This is a genomic window from Pseudonocardia yunnanensis (genome assembly GCF_039534065.1).
GTDB classification, from domain to species: Bacteria; Actinomycetota; Actinomycetes; order Mycobacteriales; family Pseudonocardiaceae; genus Pseudonocardia; species Pseudonocardia yunnanensis.
In genome coordinates, this window is record NZ_BAAAUS010000055.1 from 16,876 (window position 1) to 36,729 (window position 19,854).

Genomic DNA, 19,854 nt, shown 5'->3' on the forward strand with positions numbered 1-19,854 from the left:
TCATGACTCACGCAGGGCCTCCATCGCGGTCGTCGCGGTCCGCTCGGCGTCGGTGCCCGGTCCGAGAGTCACCGGCTTGTGGAACACGGAGGCGAGGGCGCGGAGCGCGGCCTCGCGCGGGGTGGCGGGGTTCAGCGGCGCGGCGGCGAGCGCGGCCAGAAGCTCGGAGATGCCGTCCGCCAGCACGTAGACGCCGCCCCGTGGGCTGCCGTCCGGGCGCCGCTCGACCAGGCCCAGCCGGACGAGGGCGCGCAGCCGCACGTGCATCGGTGGCTTGCTGGTTCCCGCCCGCTGCGCGAGCTCCTCGGCGGTGACGCCCGCGGGTGCGGCGACGAGGGCGTCGAGAGTGCCGCGCACGGAGTTCGGCGCGGCCGGAGGCCCGCGAGCGGACAGTGGTCCGCGGGGAAGCGCCCTGACGGCGTCGATCGCGCGCGCGACCGCGTCCGTCGTGGCATGGCCGGGTTGCAGCCGGCTCGGCCTGTCGAGCGCGGCGACGAGGTCGCGCAGCGCCTGCTGCCGCTCGTTCACCGGGTGAACCGGCACGGTGACGAGTGCCCGTAGAAGCCGGACGGTCTCGTCGGGAAGTCGGTAGACCAGGTCTCGCGGATTCCTGCCGGGGCGCGTGTCCCGGATCTGCCACACGAGCCCCCAGCCGACCAGCACCGGCAGCCGTTCCCGCAGGCCGGCCACGTCCGTGCCAGGGAGCCGGGCCGCGAGCTCGGCCGTCGTGAGCCCCTCGGACGCCCGGTCGAGGGCCTGCAGCACGGCCCGCACCGAGTTCGACGGTGCGTGCGGACGGCGGGCCGGGAGCGGGCCGTCCGGTATGGCACGCACCGCCTGCAGCACCTCGGCGGTCCGGCGGGCCGACGGCGAGCCGGGAGCCAGCCGGTCGGAGCCGGCCAGCTGCACCGCGAGCGCTGCGAGCGGACGCCGGGCTCCCGCGTGGGTCTCCGGCCGGTCGAGTTCCGCGAGGAGAGCAGCGGTGTCCGGCCCCGGCCGGTAGACGTAGCTACGGCGGGCACCGGGTCCGGGGCCCGGATCACGCACCACCAGGCCCCAGTCCAGGAACGTGGCCAGCCGCAGCCGCACGGCGGTCCGGTCAAGACCCGTGATCGGCACCAGCGCCGCGACGGTGAGCCCGTCGGGGGCCGCGACAAGGGCGTCGAGCGTGGCGCGCGGCGAGTCCGGGGACGCGAGCCGGGCGAACGCGGCCAGCGGGCCGTCCTCGATCCCCGCGACGGCGTCGAGCCCGGCGAGCACGACCTCGCGCGTTGCCGACGTCTCCGTGTTGGTCGCGGTGCCCAGCAGGACCACGAGATCCTCGACGGCCGCCCGGTACCGGGGTGCGTCGATGCCAGCGGGATCGGCCAGCTCCGCGAGCAGCCGCCGCGTGTCCTGCGTGAGGGAGTGGACGACCTCGGGCGCGCTCCCCGGGCCATTCCAGTCGATCTCACGGTGTACGAGGTGCCAGCGGTGCAACACGGCGAGCCGGCCCACAACCCCGTGTTCCCGCAGCTGCTGCGCCCGGGCCAGCCACGCCGCCGGCACGGGGCGGCCGGCTGCAGCCAGTGCGAGCAGGGTGCCCCGCAACGAGTCCGCGGGGACCTGGGGGCCCCGCCCCAGCGGACCGGCCTCCAGCTCGTGAACCACCGCGAGGGCACGGATCAGCTCGGGGGTCCTGGGTGAGCCGGGCAGGAGGTTGGCGTTCTGCGCGAGCAGCGGAGCGAGCCGCTGCGCAGCGGCCCGGTAGTCGGGGTCCGCGATCCGGGCGGGCTCGGCGAGGTCGGCCAGCAGCAACCGGGTCACGGCGGGCACGGAGTAGAGCTTGCGACCCGCGGCACCACGCCGGATGCGCAGCAGCCCCCAGTCGGCCAGCACATGCAGCCGGTGGCGCATCTGCGGCACCGGGAGCATCCCGGTCGTCCCGGTCAGCTCCTCCGCGCCGATCCCGTCGGGCGCGGCGGCGACCGCCTCGATCGTCGCCCACACCGAGTCGGCCGGCCTGTGCAGCCGCTGCGTCGAGAGCGGTCCGGCCCGCAATGCGCGAATCACATCGAGGACGTCCGCGAGCTCCCGCGTCCCGCGCTGTTCCGGCCGCAGCCCGGCCGAGCGGGCCAGCAGCTCGGCCAGGTGCGCTGCCGCGGCCCGATACCGCGGGTCGGCGATCGCCTCGGGATCGTCCAGGTCCTGCAGGAGCCGCCGGGTGTGCGCCGGCAGCCCGTACCGCCTGGGCGCAGGCCCCCGCGTCCCGCCGGACAGGACGACGACCAGGCCCCAATCGGCGAGGGTGAAGACCCGCCCCCGCACGGCCGTCTCGGCGGTGCCGGTGCCCTCCGCGACCTCCGCGACCGTCGCCCCGCCGGGCGCGTCCAGGGCGTCGAGCGTGGCGCGTACCGACTCCGGCCGGGGGCCGAGGCGCTGATCGCGCAGAGGGCTGTAGGGCAATGCGCGGACCGCCTCCACGGCCTCGGTGACCTTCTGCCGCGACCCCGGGCCGAGTTTCGCCGCCGGGGTGCTCAGCAGCTCGTCCAGCGCCCGCAGCCGGGCCCGGCTCTCCTCCGCGACGAAGGAGGACGGATCGTCCGACGCGGCCAGCAGCCGCCGTACCGGCTCGGGCAACCGGTACACCCGGCTGCCGGAACGCGCACCCCGGCCCGCGCCCGACACCCGCTCCACCAGGCCCCACCCCAGCAGGAGCCGCAGCCGCTGCCGCATCGGCACCATGCCCAGCCCCGGTGGCAGGGCGGCCAGCTCCTCGGCCGTGATGCCGGACTCGCCCGCCGCCCCGATCGCGTCGAGCGTGCCCCGGTAGGACGTCATCGGCGCGGGGCCGCGCGAGGGCAGCGGGCTCGCCGCAAGACCGCGGATCACACCGACGAGCGTCACGAACTCGCTTGCCTGCGCCGTTCCGGGCTTCAACGGCGCCGGTGAGCCCAGCCGGTGGGCCAGCTCCTCCAGCGCCGCCGCGTACTCCGCGTCCCGCAGGACCTCGCGACCGTCCACATCAGACAGCAGGCGTCGGGTGTGCTCGGGCACCGAGTATGCGAACCGCGTGGTCGTGTGGTGTCGCGCACCGGCGGGGAGCCGCTCCAGCAGACCCGCCTCGTAGAGCGCCGCCAGGCGCTGGCCCAGGACGGTGCTCACGACCCCGGTGACGGCCGCCGCGATCTCGCCGACCGTCATGACACCTGTCCGGTCCATCACGTCGAGCATGTGCCGCACCGAGTTCTCCTGCGGCGCGAGCGACGCCGGCAACGGGCTCCCGGGCAGGTCGCGTATCGCCGCGAGGACCGCATCGATCCGCCGGCTCCACCCGTCCCTGCCGCGGTCGATCGGCCTGTCGAGCCACCCGGCGAACTCGTCGAGCAGCACCAGGTACCCCGGGTCGGGCTGGAGCGAACGGCCGTCTACGTCCCGGAGCAGCGCACGCGTGTGACCCGGCAGGCTGTAGCGGTACTCGCGGGACCGCGTCCCCGCGGTCGGGTCGATCCATCGATCGACCACCCCCCATCGGTGCAGCGCGTGGAGCCTGGTGACGAGGGCCCACGGCCTCGCCGACGTGGTCGCCGCGAGCTGAGCGAGCGTGACGCCGTCGGCGGCGGCGACCGCGTCGAGCAGCTGCCTCGTGCCCACCCTGGGCAACGCGGGCAGCGCACCCTCCGGCAGATCCCGCACGGCCTGGAGCGCGGCCTCGATCCTCCGGGTCGACACCACGCCGACCTGCAGGCTTGCGGGACGGTCGAACCATCCGGCGAGCGCGTCGAGGGCCTCCCGGTAGCGGCGGTCGAGCACGCTGACCCGATGGTCGAGGTCGTGCAGGAGCCGACGAGTGTGCGCCGGCATCCGATAGACCGACCTCAGGTCGGAGGCATGCCCCAGCTCGAGCAGTCCCCACTCGGCGAACCGCGCCAGGCGCAGCTTGACCGCCGGGACGTCCTGCTGCGCGAGATCGGCGCCACCGACGAACCCGACCGCAGCGGCGACGGCGTCGAGCGTGGCCCGCAGGGACGACCCACGGGTCACCGTCCTCGGGCCGGCGGCCTCGGTGCCTCCTCGGTCGAGCAGGCGGGCGACCGAGTCGATCAGGGCGTCCATGGAGAACCGGTCGCGCCCCGGATTACGGCGCAGCAGCAGAGCCGCGCGGTGCAGTGCGGCCCGGTCGTGAGGGTCCGCCACCGTGCTCGGGTCGCGCACTGCCTCGAGGAAGATCCGCCCGAGGTCCGTCAACTCATAGGTGAACTTCGTCCGGTGATAGCTGGCCGACTCGGGGTCCGGCGCGAACGGCGAGCCAGGCGAGGCCATGACCGGATAGCTGCTGTCCCACCGCAGCACCCGCCGGGTGACGGTGACCAACCGCGGCACGAACCGGTGCACCGTCGTGGCGCGGATGAACTCCGCGTTCGCACCCAACGCGAGTGCAATCTCCAGGTTCCCCGATCCCGGGACCGCCCCGATCGCCATCAGCAGGTCCAGGAAACTCACCGGCGGCGGCTCGTACAGCTCGTGCACCCGCCCGTGGGTCTCCAGTGGGCTTGCCGGGATCTCCCGCAACCGCGCCACAGCCTCGGCCAGCACCGCCAGCGGAGGCCGCGACCGCCCCTGACGCATCAGGAGCTCCGCCAGGTCCAGCAGCGCCTCCCGGTAAGACGGGTCGGCGACGCGCCGCGGATCGGCCAGTGCGTCGAGCAGCGCCAGCACCGGCGCACGCAGCAGGTAGCTGTCCCCGCCCCTGGCCTTGTGCGTGATCTGGACCAGTCCCAGCCTGGTCAGCCTGCGCACCGTGTCGCGCACGCTGCTGTCCTCCAGATTCAGCTCTCGCGCCAGCCCGACCGTGTTGACGCCGGGAGAGCGGCGGACGGTCAGCAGCACGGCCCCGTAGCTGGTCGGCCCGGGCTCCCACAACCCGCCACGGTCCGCGTCCGGGTGCAGCGGGCTGCCCTCGATCGTCCGCAGCCGGGCCACCACCGCGCCGAGCCGGTCGGCCGCCCCGTCCGCCGCGGCAGGCACCTGGCGCAGCAGGCCGAGCAGGGCGTCCAGTTCCCGCCGGTAGTCCCGCTCCTCGATCTCGTCCCGGTAGGCGAGATCGCCGAGCACCCTGCGGACGGGGACGCCGAGCAGGTACCGGACCGCGTCCTGCACCTCGACGTGGACCAGGCCCGCCGCCCGCAACACGGAGATCGCCGCGGTCACGTCCGACGCGGCACCTCCCGGCACCGCTGACAGCAGGTCGCCCGCTCCGAGCCCGGCCGGGGTGGTCCCCACCGTGTGCAGCAGGTCCAGGTAGGTGGGCCTTCCGGCGTCCACCTGCACGCCCAGCTCCGGCAGGGCGGTGAGGAGCGTCAGCAGCCGGGCGATCTGATCAGCGGTGCTCTCCTGCCACAGCACCGGGCGCGTGGAGAGCACCGCGGCGGTCTCGTCCAGCAGAGCGTGCACCGGCCCGTCCGGCAGGCCGTCCCGGGCGTCCACGCGTTCGAGCAGCCCGATCACGCGGTCCACCGGACCGTAGGTGTCACCGCCCCGGCCTGCCCGCAGCAGCCCCGACGCCACCAGCCGGTCGAGCACCATCCGGGCCTGTTCGGCCGGGCCCGGCAGCGCCGTCCGCCGCAGCAGCGTCAGTGCCGTGCCCGGGCCGGCCGCCACCTGTGACAGCAGAGTGCGCAGTGCCGGCAGCCGGGTGGCCTCGGCGCGATCGAGCCGTTCCGCCGCGGCGATCTCGTGGCGCCGCACCCTGGCGATGATCACCTTGGCGACGAGCACCGCGCGCTGCACGGCCTCCGCCCGCCGGTCGGACCCGCCGTCGAGGCGGGTGTCGAGATGGGCATCGAGGAGCGCGCCGAAGTCCCGGCCCAGCAGCCGGCCGCGCACCAGCCGGTCGATCTCGGCCTGGACGTGCCGCAGGGTCACGGTCCACCGCCGGCCGTGCACGTCGACCAGGCGGAAGGCCACCAGCTCGGTGCGAAGCCGCCCCAACCCGATGCTCTCCATCTCGGACCGGAGCCGCTCCCAGTCCGCGGCGATCGTTCCGCCGTCGACCGACGGTGGCTGCTCCCCCAGCCACAGCGCGAACCTCACGGCCAGCCACCGTTGCTCCCCCGGCGAGAGCGTCCCGGTCGAGACGCCGTACCCCAGCTCGGGACGGACCAGGGCGAGCAGGGCCGGCGCCGCCGGCAGCGGCATCGCCTGCACCGCGTCCTCGGTTGCCCGCTCCAGACGTGCCCGCTCCCGTTCGGCCAGCTGCTGTCGCCACGGCTCCGGCAGCAGCACCAGGCGCGCCAGCACCTCCGCGTCGACGAAGACCGCTGCCCGCCCCGGCTCTACGGGGTCCGGTGCAACGAACTCGACCACGGCGAACCGTTGCGGCAGAGCGGCGTTCCACCCCGGCACCGCGTACAGCCGCGGCGCGAACTCCGCCCACACCCCGCCCGGATCCGCGCGTCGGTACGCCCGATGCTCCCTCCCGACCTCTCGCAGCGAGTCCCGCATCGCGTCCAGCACACGCAGCACCTGCGCGTACTCGGTGTCGTCCAGCCGGGTGGGCACGCCGGTGTTCCGAACGACGGCGACCGCGCCGCCCTCCCGGCCGCCGGGGGGCGGGCCGCGCAGCCGTCCCGCCTCGGCGAGCCACCGCTGCAGCGCGTCCAGCCGGTCTGCGACCGGTCCCGGGTCGTGCAGGGTGAGCAGCCGGGCGTCGGCGAGTGTCTCCGTGACGACGCCGGCCAGGCCTGCGACCGCTCCCGGCGGGAGGGCGAGCTCGCCATGCCGGACAACCAGCCGCTCGATCCGGGCGAGCCCCCACCGCGCCGCGGCCAGTGCGGGCCCACCGCGCCAGCGGACGGGAACCTCGCCCTGCTCCCGGCTGGTACCGAGCACGAGGTCGAAGGCCTCGTCGATCAGCTCGACGAGCGCGGCCCGCGCAGCCCCGTCCCCGAGCCGGCCGGACAACGGTGCGAGCACCGCCAGGAGCTGGTCGAACAGCCGCCGGTGCTCCGACCGGCGCAGATCCACCGCCATGGGCAACGGCGCCGGGAGCCGGCCTGCCGCGCTCATGAGCGCATCGATGAAGCCGGACGGGAGATCGTCGGCGGTGGTGGCCTGCTCCGCGCGGTCGGCGAGCAGCGTCCAGAGCCGATCGGTCGCCGTGGCGGCCTGGTCCTCGACGTCGCGGATTCCGGCCGCGAACGGCTCGGGGTAGCGCCGGGTGAGGAACCCGGCGAACGCAGCGGCCTCGCGGGCCTGCTCGACGAGTTCGGCGATCTCCCGCGGCCGATCGCCCGTCAGCGCGCCCGCCCTGACCAGCGCTACCCGGGCGCGGTCGAGGCTCCGCTGCGCGGCGGCCGTCAGGGCCGGGCTGTCGCCCCACCGACCCGGCACGACGTCCGGGTGCCTCCTCGTCGGAGCCGGATCGTCGGGCGCCCAGGTCGCGGCGAGGTAGGCGCGGACGGCCGAGGCGCCCACCGCCAGCGTCGCCCGGGCTTGCGTGCCGTCCAGGTCGAGGACGCTGATCGTGATGCTGTGCGCGACACCGACAAGCCGCTCATCCGCGCCCTGACCAGCGAGGACGGGGCCGCCCGAGCTGCCGAGCGCGACCCACGGGCTTCCGGCGATCACCAGGTCCCACCGGTCGGCCCCCGGTGTGGCGACCCACCGCCCCGGTGCCGCGATCCCACCCGCGACGACGGGCCGCGGCTGCTCCGCCGTCCGGTTGTCCCAGACCGCGCCGGGTCCGTCCACGGGGAACGACTGGTGCGGCAGGCCGACGAGGGTGACCGGGCTGCCCTCGGCCGATGCCGCTCCCGGCACCACCGGAGCGAGCGTGACCTGCGGATGCTCGTCGGTGCTGATGCGCACCAGCGCGAGGTCGAGATCTGCGACGGAGCCGAGCAGCTCCTCGCGGGGCATGGCAGCGGCCTCGGCGTCGATGCCCGCCAGCACGTCGGCGATGCGCCCGGTCGAAGGTGCGGGGAGCACCCTGCCGCTCCAGGCCAATCGGCCCAGTTCCACCCGCACGCGGACCGCGCCGTCCACCACGTGCCGGTTGGTGAGCACGTCCGCGGTGCGCCCGGCCACACGGACGACCACTCCGGAGCCCCAGCTCCTGCTGATGATCTTGTCGGCGTGGACCACGGTCATGCTGCTCAGTGCCGCTGGAGGCGGCCCCAGCTCGGGAGCGACGAGCGCCGTGCGGCCGTGGACGTCCACCACGGATCGGAACGCGACGGGCCGGGCCGGCAGTTGGGCGCCGATCACCGTGGCCAGCGGCGTGAGATCGGGTAACGGGGGCAGCTGAGCGTGCGGCAGGCGCTCGTGCTGTGGCAGGCGGCCGTTGGCCAGCTCCGCGAACTCGTGCCGCACCAGGGCGCGCAGGGCGTCTCGACCGAGCACTCCGGCGCGGAGCGCCGCCACCGTACGTGTGTCGGCGTAGAGCCAGCCGTCCCAGCCTGCGTAGACGACGAGGTCGGCAGGGCCGCTCGCGCCGCGGACGGCATCGGCGAACCCGTCGGCGCCGCGGATTCCGCGAGCGCCGGAGGCTGCGGTTTCCCCGGGCTCGAGCCGGGCGAGGCGGTCGAGACCGACGGGGTCCACCGCGTCCGTCCACACCAGGCCGTCGATGACCTGGACGACGATCTCGCGTTCGTCGTCCGGGAGGTCGCGGTGGGAGATCAGCGCGGGGCCGCCGCTGCGATGCCGGGGTGGCGGGCCGCGGGTGGGGCCAGCGGCGACAAGACCGGCGAGCCGGCGCAGAGCTGCATGCAGTGCCCGCCCGATCGCACGGGGTCCGCCGAGCACGGCCGCGACGGCAACACCGAGCACCGCAGCCCGGACCCAGAGCGGCAGCGCGTCGAACGTGGCTCCTGGCGCGATGACGGCGGGCAGGGCCGACGCACCCGAGCCGCCGGGCGGGCCGTGGCGGTCCCACTCGACGGTGTGGTCGGCCGTGAACAGCCGGATGTGGTCGAACGCGCCGGGGTGGGCGTCGCGCACCCGCTGCAGCACCTGGTCCAGCTGCTCGGCCGTGACGGGCGAGCGGACCCAGATCACCACCCGCCCCAGCGACGTCAGCTCACCTGCCGCCGCGACAGCCCGCTCGGCCAGCCCGTCGTCCGGCCGACCGGACACCGCGCCCAGCATCGTGGGGATGCCGTCCACCCAGGTCAGCCCCGAAGCGTGCACCTCCACCCCGGTACCGCCCCTGCGCAGCTGCTCCGCCAGCTCGGTCGCCGACACGACACCCGGCTCGGAGACGTCCGGGACCACCTCGGAAGCGGCGGGCGCCGGGGGCCGGGGCAGCAGCGGGCGCAACGCCGCGAGCACCCGTTGGGGATCGACGCCGTGCAGGTCCGGCGTCCATGGATCACCGGCGCCGCGCGCGTCCTGCGGCCGCAGGCTGATCTCCCAGCGGCCCTGCCCCCACAGGCCGGCGCGCCAGCCGTGAACCTGCACGGGCAGCCCCGCCTCGACGAGCGCCCGCAGCTGCCCGTAGCTCGCCAGCCGGAGCTCCCGCTGCCCGGTCGGCCCGGCCTGGCGAGCCCATGCATCCGCCAGGGCCAGTGCCTGCTCGGCGAACACCGGAAGGTGGCCGCCGGGCGGGCGCGGATCGCCGGGATACCGCGCGGCGACGCTGCGCGCGGCCCGCTCCAGGTCCTGCACCAGCGCCTCGGGGAGCCGACCGGCACGCGCCATCTCCTGCATCCGGGACAGCCGGGCCGCCACCATCCTGTGCAGCACCCCGCCCGGCACCCCGGCAAGCAGCCACTCCCGCAGCCAGCCGACGTGCTCCAGCTGGGCCAGCACGTCCGCGGGCGTGAGCCGGCCGTAGATCTCCGGGCGCGACCCGATGCGTAGCCCCCGCTCGACCGGACGTGCGTCCCGTCCGATCGGTAGCGACTGGTCGAAGTCGAACGACCACACGAGCCCGTCCGCGGTGCGCAGCCGGTCGTCCTCCGTGGCTCGCATCAGGTCCGCGTCCTGCAGGAGCCCGGCGAGCACGAACTGGCCCGCCACCTGATCCCGCTGCGCTCCGCTCCCCAGTGCGTCCAGCTCGACGGCGGTCCCGTCGAGGAACCCCCGCATGACCAGGACGTCCCCGGCCTCCACCACCGTCCTGCCGGTCTCGTCGCGGAGGTCCTCCGACGCCATCGCCGGCCAGGACGGCGCCGTCGGCACCCCTACTCGCCGGGACAGCTCGGCCCCTGCCACCGCGCGCAGGAGCACCCCCGGATCGTGCGCCCAGTGCATCGCCGCCAGCAGGGCGCCGTCGGCGTCGCGCAGGAGCAGCACCTTCGGGCGCCCGCCCCGGACCGTCTCCCCGGTCAGCCGCCGGACGAACGACGCACCCTCCAGCCGCCGCAGCGGGATCCCGGGCACGTCGGTGACGGCGGCCGTCCCCGACTCACCAAGGTTCGTGGGGTCGCCGTGGCGCCGGCGGAGCAGCACGTGCTCCTCCAGCGCGACCCGCAGCTCCTCGTCAAGGCCCCGGATGTGCCCGAACATCTCCCTGTCCGCGAGCACCCGGCTCCGCTCCCGGTCCAGGACGTACACGACCGCGAGCCCGTCCGAGCCGGGCTCACGGGCCAGCTGCGCGTTCAGCCCGTCGACGAGCGCGAAGTCCAGGCCCTCGGTCACCCACAGACCGCGTGGCCCCGCCACCTCCAGCAGCGACTGCCGCGCCGGGTGCACCGCTCCCCGCTCCTCGAGCGCCCGGACGGCCTCCCGCATCGCCGTACCCGCTGCACCGTCCGTCGCGTCCACGAACCGGCCCGCCGTCGCACCGCTCGTGCCGATCGCCAGGAGATGCATTGAGCCGGCCTGAACGGTGCGCCGAGCATCCAGCAGCTCCGCGACGATGGCAGCGGCGTCCGCGTCGTGGCCGGCATGGGCCTCTCCGCTCAGGTGGTGGCGCACCTCGTGATCGATCAACCGCACGAACCACTCCGGCCGCAACCGCCCGGCCGCGAGATGACCCGCCACCTCGGCCGCCACCGCCTCCGTCATCACGACCACGCCGTCGGCCGCCCCGGGCACCGAGGGGTCCCGCCACCCGAACGCCACGAGCCGCTCCAGCACGCCCGCCGACGACTGCGGGAACGACGCCGTGTCCAGCACCAGCAGCGGGGGCGCGCCGGGCGGTCCGCGGGGCATCCCCGCGACCACCCGCTCCAGCGGATGCAGGTGCTCCGCCACCATCGGCAGCAGCCGCAGCAGGTCCAGCCGCTCGCTCTCCGACAGCCCACCGATCGCCACCGGACCGCCGTCCGGAGCGCCGGACCGCGCCACGTTCAGCGGGACGACCACGGCGGTCTTGTCGTCGCGGCCACCCCTGCCGGTGGCAGCGTCGGCCAGCTGCCGGGCACCGAGCCCCGGGTCACTCAGCGCCGCCGGCACATCGATCACCGCGGCGAGGTCGGCCGGGGCCGCGAAGAGGTCCGACACCCCGTCCGTGACCAGCACCAGCAGCGCCGGAGCGGTCACCGTCACCGTCGCCGTTCGCGGCTGCGGCGCCGGGCTCTCCCCGAGCCAATGGGTGCTGACCGACGTGGGCCGCCAAGGGGCGGGTCCCTCGGCGGTCTGGGCGCTGGCCATGTTGTCGTCGGTCGTCAGCAACTCGGCGGTGCCGTCCGGCCGCACCAGGTAGGCCCGGCTGTCGCCCACGCCGACCAGCACGACCTCCGTGCCGGTGCCGGTACGGGTCGCGACCGCCGCCATGTAGCTGGTCGAGTCGGCGTCGAGGACGTCGGGTGCCGGCGTGGTGGCGCCGGCGGCGGCGCCGTACACGGCCCGGCCGACCTGCAGCCCGGAGACCGTGCCCGGCTGCGCGCGCGCCGCCGCGATCCCGGCCTCGACCGCCACCACCGACGCCGGCACCGCCGCGCCCCAGCCGGCCACCTCGTCGGCGACCATCGCCACCACCCGGCCCGGCGACGCCACGCCTCGCCAGGCATCGCCGTTCACCCTGCCGAGGCGTCCGGATTCGCTTACCGCACCGAGCGCCCCCGAGCCCTGAGTGACGGCACGGCGCGACGGAGGTGCGGCAGCGAGCGCGGCGACGTCGCCGACGAGCACCCCGAGATCGGTCAGCGACTCCACGACCGACTTCTCGCTCTGGCGGTTCCTCCGGATGACCGCGGCGATCTCGTCGTGCAGCGCCTCCAGCCTCGCGATGCACGCCGCCAGCAGGTCACGGGGGTCGAGCGGCGCACCCGCGACCGCGAACATCGCGCCGTACCAGGGCCCTGTCACGGGCACCCGGCCACCCGCCTGCAGCTCCCGCAACCGTGCCAGCTCCGCCGCCACGTCGACGTAGAGGGCCCGCTGGATCTCCAGCTCCGCGCGGTAGCGCCCGAGGATCCGCCGGCGGTGGCGAATCTGGTGCCGCTCGCCTCGGGCGGCGAACCATGCCGGAGCTCGCTCGACGTACTCGCGCACCGGCCGCGGTAGCAACCGGCCTGCGACGCGCCACACCCTGACGAGCCCCGCGCGGACCTTCCGACCCGTGCCCTTGATCATGTCGAACTCGTGGACCCGCCCGTCCCGGCGGGTGATCACCACCTTCTGCAACGAGCCGCGGTACTCCATCCAGTTCGGCAGCACGGGGTCCGCCGGCCCCACCCCGATCCCGAACTGGGTCTGGGAGAGGAAGTCGAACGGCTTCCAGGTCCACGGCGACAGGTCGTGGTTCAGCGCCCAGTGCCGCAGCCGGCGCACCGGGTGGAAGCCGATCACCCGCGGCGCCTCCACCGTCTGTTCCAGCGCCCGGCCGGGAACGTCGAAATGCAGCACGAACGGCTCGATCCGGAACCAGCCGCGGAGGGCGATCAGCAGCCCCACCCGCCCCACCGGGAACGCCCCGAGCACCCGGGTCTTCTTCGTGGTCTTCTGGGACAGCTCTGCCTGGTCGAGCACCGTGAGCATGCCGTTGTTCCCGGTGCTCATCTTGATCGACACGTCCAGGAGCGCGTCCGCCCATCCCGGCAGCGGCACGGGCACGACGGCCGACGCCCAGAGCCATTGACCCCCACCCGTCGCCGCCCGGTTGTAGATCGAGCGCGCGACGATCTCCCGGATCCGGCTGATCCGCTCCCGCAGCGTCAACCGCCGCCGCTCGATGGGCGCGAGCTTGTCCTTGCGCACCAGCTTGAGGTGCAACAGCTGGTACACGATCTCCCCGGCCGGGCCGAGCCACTCCTGCGCCCAGGTCAGGTAGAGACGGTGCTCCACGACGGCCCTGACGCGCTTCGGCTGCGCAGCCGCCTGCTCCAGCACCCACGCAGGCGGCGACCACACGAACCGCAACCCGGACAGCAGCCCGTCCCACCAGGCGCGCACGCTCCGGCCGACCGAGCCGGCACGGGTCCACGCCCGCGCCGCGACCGCCCGGGCAGCTGCGGTCATGGCGGCCGGCGACCCGACGGCGACGCGAACGCCGATCCGCGACACGGCCCCCGCGGTGGACGGTGGACCACGTGCGGGCGCGGTGAGCACCAGCGCCTCGACGGCGGCCACCGTCGCGTCGACCCGCCCGGCCAACGCCCGCGCCGGCACTGAGGCCGAGCCGTCCCGGACCGCGTCCAGCATGCCGCCGAGCCGGTTCAGCTCCCCCGCCAGCGAGGTGGCCGTGGCGACCTGCACGGCGTCCCACCGCAACCGCGACGCCCCGTCGAGGCGGTCGCGCGCGCCCTGCACCCGCGCGGTCATCGCCCCGGCCGCCCGCCGGTCCCGCAGCTCGGCGAGCCGGCGCAACGGCCATCCGGCCCACCGCAGAACGCGGCCGAGCCCAGCAACGACCGACCCCAGCCCACGCCGTGCCGCGGCCCGCGCCAGGTCAGCGCGCACGATGCCCACGCGCCAGAACGCGCGCACTCCGGCTATTTCCCGCCGCGCATCCAGCAACCCGGCGACGACAGCGGCGGCATCGACGTCGTGCCCGCCGTGGGCCACACCGCTCAGGTGATGCCGCACCTCGTGATCGATCAGCCGCTCGAACCACTCCGGCCGCAACCGGCCGGTCGCGAGATGACCCGCCACCTCGGCCGCCATCCCCGCCGTCATCACGACCACGCCGCCGGCAGCCACCGCCACAGCGGGATCGCGCCACCCGAACGCCACGAGCCGGTCCAGCACACCAGCCGACTGCGCCGGCACCGAGGCACGCACCGCCTCGACGTCCAGCACCACCACAGCGGGCGATCCCGGCGGTCCACGGGGCATCCCCGCGACCACCCGCTCCAGCGGATGCAGGTGCTCCGCCACCGTCGGCAGCAGCCGCAGCAGGTCCAGCCGCTCGCTCTCGGACAGCCCACCGATCGCCACCGGACCCCCGTCCGGCGCGGGGACCGGCCGCTGTCCGTTCAGGGGGACGACGACGGCGGTCTTGTCGTCGCGCCCACCCAGGGCGGTGGCCGCGGCGGTCAGCTGCCGGGCAGCCTGCCGGGGATTGCTCAGGCCGGCGGACACATCGATCACCGCGGCGAGGTCGGCCGGGGTCGGGAAGAGGTCCGAGACGCCGTCGGTGACCAGGATCAGCAGCGCCGGTCCGGTCACCGTCACCATGGTCGTCCCCGGCTGGGGCGCCGGGCTCCCGCCGAGCCAGCGGGTGCTCACCGACGTGGGCCGCGACGGCGCCGGTCCCTCGGCGGTCTGGGCCGTGGCCATGTTGTCGTCCGTGGTGAGCAGTTCCGCCGTGCCGTCCGACCGCACGAGATACGCCCGGCTGTCCCCCACCCCGACCAGCACGACCTCGGTGCCCGTGCCGCCGTGCGTGGTGACCGCGGTCAGGTAGCTGGTCGAGTCCGGGTCCAGGACGTCCGGGGCGGGCGTGGTGGCGGCAGCGGCAGCGTCGTAGACGGCCCGGCCGACCTGCGGCCCGGTCGCCGTGGGCGACTGCGAGCGGGCCGCGGTGATCCCGGCCTCGACCGCCACCACCGACGCCGGAACAGCGGCCTGCGAGCCGGCCACCTGGTCGGCGACCATCGCGACCACGCGGCCGGGCGCCGTCGTCCCCCGCCAGGCGTCGCCGCTGGCCACGTCCGGGCGTCCGGCCTCGGTCACGGCCCCCAGTGCGCCCGAGCCGACCGCGAGGGCCCGCTGCATCGGCGCTCCCGCCACCAGTACCGCGTCGCCGACGGACACACCGAGAGCCGTCAGCGACTCGACGACCGACTTCTCGAGCTGGCGGTTCGCGCGGATGGCGACGGCGATCTCGTCGCGCAGCGCCTCCAGCCGCGCGATGCGCGCCGCCAGCAGGTCCCGCGGGTCGAGCGGAACACCGGCGACGGTGAACATCGCGCTGTACCACGGCACCGTCACCGGCACCCGGCCACCGGCCTGCAAATCCCGCAACCGCGCCAGCTCCGCCGCCACCTCGACGTACAGAGCCCGCTGGATCTCCAGCTCCGCGCGGATCCGCCCGAGGATCCGCTGCCGGTGACGCACCTGGTGCCGCTCGCCCCGCACTGCGAACCGTGCCGGAGTGCCCGCGAGGTACTCGCGCAGCGGGCGCGGCAGCAGCCGGCCACCGGTGCGCAGCATCGCCATGACCATTCGCCGCAGCCCCTTGCCCGGGTCCTTGATCATGTTGATCGACACGACCTGCCCGTTGCGGCGGTTGATCTTCACGCTCTGCAGCGAGCCGCGGTACTCCAGCCAGTTCGGCAGCGCCGTGCTCGCAGGCCCCACACCGAGCCCGAACTGGGACTGGGAGATGAAGTCGAACACGTTCCACGTCCAGAGCCCGAGATCGTGGTTCAGCGCCCAGTTGACCACCCGGCGTACCGGGTGGAACCCGACCACCCGAGGCGCCCGCGCCGTCTGCTCCAGCGCCCGGCCGGGCACGTCGAAGTGCAGCAGGAACGGCTCGATCCGGAACGAGCGTCCCACCGCGATCACCAGCGACACCCGGACCACTGGGAACGCCCCGAGCACCCTGGTCTTCTTCGTGGTCTTCTGCGACAGCTCGGCCTGGTCGAGCACCGTGAGCACGCCGATGTTCCCCGCGCTCACCTTGATCGACACGTCGAGCAGCCCGTCCGCCCAACCTGGCACCGGCAGCTTCCACACCACGGGCGGCAGGTACACGTGCGGCGCACCGCCCGTTCCCGCCCTGTTGTAGATCGCCCGCGCGACGATCTCCCGGATGCGGCTGATCCGCTCCCGCAGCGTCAACCGCCGTCCCTCGACCGGCGCGAGCTTGTCGCTGCGCACCAGCTTGACGTGGAACAGCTGGTAGACGAACTCCCCGACCGGGCCGAGCCACTCCTGCAGCCAGGTCGGGTAGAGGCGGTGCTCGACAGCGACCGTCACCCGCTTCGGCTGCGCAGCCGCCTGCTCCAGCACCCATGCCGGCGGGGACCACACGAACCGCAACCCGGACGTCAGCTCGCCCCACCCGGCGCGCACGCTCCGGCCTGCCGACTCTGCAGCGGCCCGCGTCCGCGCCGCGGCGGCCCACACGCCCCGGCGTATGTGAGAGAACCGACCGGCTGCCGGTGGCGACGTACCGGACGCCGTAGCGCCGGATCGATGCCGGATCTTGTTGCCCTCGACCGGGCGAGGTGATCCCGCCGCGCTCGGATCCGGCGTCCTGACCTGCGCAGAACCAGCACTCGGTGCCGGTGGGCCAGAGCCGGACCCGGAGCCGCCTGCCTGAGAGGGCCGAGCGGGTCCCGGGGTCCGACCGGACCCGGGCTGCCTGGGTCCGCTGCGCGACTCGTAGATCGTGGTCACCGAGGCCGGGTGATCGAGCGATCGCCGGTGCCCGGCCACCGCCGGCCCCTCGCGCACCTGCACGAAGCCGGCAGCCAGCACATCAGCCTCGCTCAGGTGCATGGCCGGGTTCTGCGGGCTCCCCGTGACCACCAGGCGCCCGCCCGGCACGAGAACCCTGGCCGTTTCCGGAGACACCGGCTGGAACCCGGACGGGTTGACCGCGTGAACCTCCGCGAACGTGTTCGACCGGAACGGCAGCCGGGCTGCGTCCGCGATCACGTCGACACCCGGACGGGCGCGCCGGTCCACGGTGACGCTGCCGGGCATCGGGTCGGCAACTGCACCGAGGTACAGCCGTCGCCCGCCCGGCCCGACAGGCCCCGGGCCCACCACGGCCGGTGGGGAAACGCCCGACGCGGTGTCACCAGATCGAGGCCGAGTCGCGCTCGCCTCCGCCGAACGAACGGGTTCAGCCACACCACGGCCGGCACCCGCGACGGGTTCCGGACCGGTAGCGGTCGCAGCCGTCCAGGCGCCGTCGCCTGACACGACGACGGGCCCTGCAGGAGCCGATGCCGACGGCGCCTGGGTCGGCGACGCGGGCCGCGGGAGGTCAGGTACGACGTGACGCAGAGCAGCCCGCAGGGCGCGCTTGGCAGACCGGCTCCAGTCGAGATGGTGACGTCCGGCGAACTCCCCGATCGCGCGCGCCGGCCTGCCCTGGCCCGGCAGGTGCCCTGCCTGCAGCAACGCGCGGATCTCCTCCGCACTCACGGCGTTCTCGGCGGCGAGCCGGTACAGGTCGGCGAGGATCTCGGCCGGCGGGTTCGCCTGCTGGAGCCGATCGAGCTGGTGACGGGCGGCGTCGTCCACGAGAGCCGCAACGGCGTCAGCGGCCGCGCCCGGGGGAAGGGTCGGCACGAGGCCGTCGAGCCGAGCGAGGGTGCGAGCGAGCTCGCGGGCCTCGTAGCTGTGGCCCACCCTGCCGTCGAGTGCGGCCAGCCGCCGGGAGAGCCTGCCGACCTCGGTGGCGGTGGGCGAGAGCGTCGGGCTCGCGTCAGTGGCACCCTGCTGGATCGCCACGAGCCGTTGCAGCAGATAGACGGCCTGGTCGGCAGACGTGGCGGCCCACACCGCGCCACCCCAGCGCCTGCCGGCGAGCTGGTCGACGGCCTCAGCGCCACGGGAGAGCCGCGAGAGGGTCTCGGCGGCACCGGCGTAGTCACCGGCCGCTACCTGGTCCCGGGCGAGCGTCACGACGCCGGTCGTCACGCCCAACTGCTGGGCCGCGATCCGATCGAACTCGGCGGATGCTGCCTGCGCTCCCTCGGCTGTCTGTGGCCCGACCGCCGGTTCGACGAGATCGCGGTAGTCCTGAAGCGCCTGGGACACCGCGGTCTCCACCCGGCACAGCTGCGAGCATTCGTCGAGGAGCCTGCTGGTGGTTTCGGCACCGCCGAACCGGGCGACGGCGCTGCGGGCGGCGGCGAACTCCTGCCGCAGCCCGTCGATCCTTCCGATGGCCGCGTCGACCAGTCCGTCACTCGCGGTCGCTGCGGTGTCAGTAGCGGTCGCCGACCGTGACAGGGTCGAGGCCGGGGCTGCACTGTCCACCGCCTGGACCACCTCGGTCTCCGGCCCGATCTTGCCTCGCACCACCCCCGTGAGCCGGCGCGCGCCGGCCTTCTCGGCGCGCGCCACCGCTCGCTCGACGAGGCGGTTCACGGCGCGGGCCGGGATCGGGGACGTCGAGGCGCCGTAGGTCTTCTCGAGCCGGGCGAGCGCCCGCTTGTCGGCGTATCGGGCCAGGATCGGGTCGTCGAGGGACAGCACCTCACCGGCCGAGCCGGGGCTGCCCTGGCGACCGGCCCTGCCGAAACCTTGCCTGGTGGCTCGGAACGACTCGAACACGCTGGCCGTGGTGACCCGCAGACCGCCCGCTTCGGTCACGAGCCGCTGGGCGACCAGGTCGACCGGTCCGCCCTTGCCCCTGCCGCCGAGAATGATGTCGGTGCCGCGACCGATGATGTTGGTCGCCACAGTGACGGCGTACGGTCGTCCGGCTGCCGCCACCACCGCGTCCTCGAAGGCGATCCGCTCGTCGAGGGCGTTCAGCACCTGCACCGTCACCCCGCGTTCGCGCAGGATCGCAGCGAACGCCTCGGCCTGGGCAGGCGTGCGCATGATCAGCAACTCGGGAGCCGGGTTGTCCTTGCGCATCGCCACCTCTGTGGCGAGGGCATCGTGCAGGGCCCGCTCGCCGGCGTACACCTGGCGTTGCCGGACGGTCATTCGGCTGGGCAGGTTCGGCTCGATCCGCACCACGTCCATCCGGAAGAGGTTGCGGAACAGGCCGCGCGCCTCCCACGCCGTACCGGTCATGCCTGCCGCGTCGCGGTAGTTGCGCAGGTACTGCACAACGGTGGCCTGGGCGATGGTCTGCTGTGGGCGTCCGATCGGCAGCTTGTGCTTGGCTTCGAGCGCCTCGTGCAACCCCTGGCTCCAGCGCTGCCCGTTCTTCGCCCGACCGTTCGGGTTGTCCAGGACCTCGATCCGGACGCGATCCGCGATCTTGTAGTCCCCGCCCAGCTGCATCCCTTCCGCCCGCTTGGCGTTGGCCAGATCGATGCGCTGCTGGTCGGACAGCACCTGCCCGGTGCGCTGCTCGATGCGGCTCGCCTGCTGGCGGCTGATCGTGACCGGCCGGTCGGCGCGGACGCTGTACTCGCCCCGCTCCAGACCACGAGCGACGTCGCGGGCCCAGACCAACTCGGCGCGGCGCGCGCTCGCCTGCGCGGCCTCGGCGAGCCGGTGCGGGCTCGCACCCCAGTCGAGCATGACCATGTCGGCCTCGTCGACCAGCGCGAAGGCGTGCCCACGCTGCACCCGCTCACCGGCGGGCTTGCGCTGGTCCTCGAGGAAGTCGAAGATCAGGTCGGTGGCCGATCCAATGGTGATGTCGGCCTCGTAGGCGCTCCGCGCCGCCGGGTTGCCGCGGCTGCGCAGGCGAACGGTGAGGCCGAGCTCGGCCGCGACCTCGCGGTAGGCCTTCACCGCATCTCTGGCCAGCGGCGTGTTGCTGGTCATCACGTGCACGCCGCGACCGTCGACTCCCTCGACGCGGTTCTCGAAGCCACGCTTCATCGTGGGGAG

The 19,854-nt window shown here is 74.6% G+C and carries 1 protein-coding gene (only partly in view); it reads right to left on the bottom strand.

All coding sequences use genetic code 11. The features are described 5' to 3' along the window. A protein-coding gene (locus tag ABD743_RS38685; protein ID WP_344728721.1) for a preprotein translocase subunit SecA crosses the window boundary here: on the bottom strand, positions 1 to 19,854 show its 3' portion. Its footprint extends 12,489 nt past the window's final position; the window shows 19,854 of its 32,343 coding nt (coding positions 12,490-32,343); its start codon lies off the right edge, out of view — the gene reads right to left on this strand; the stop codon is at positions 1 to 3.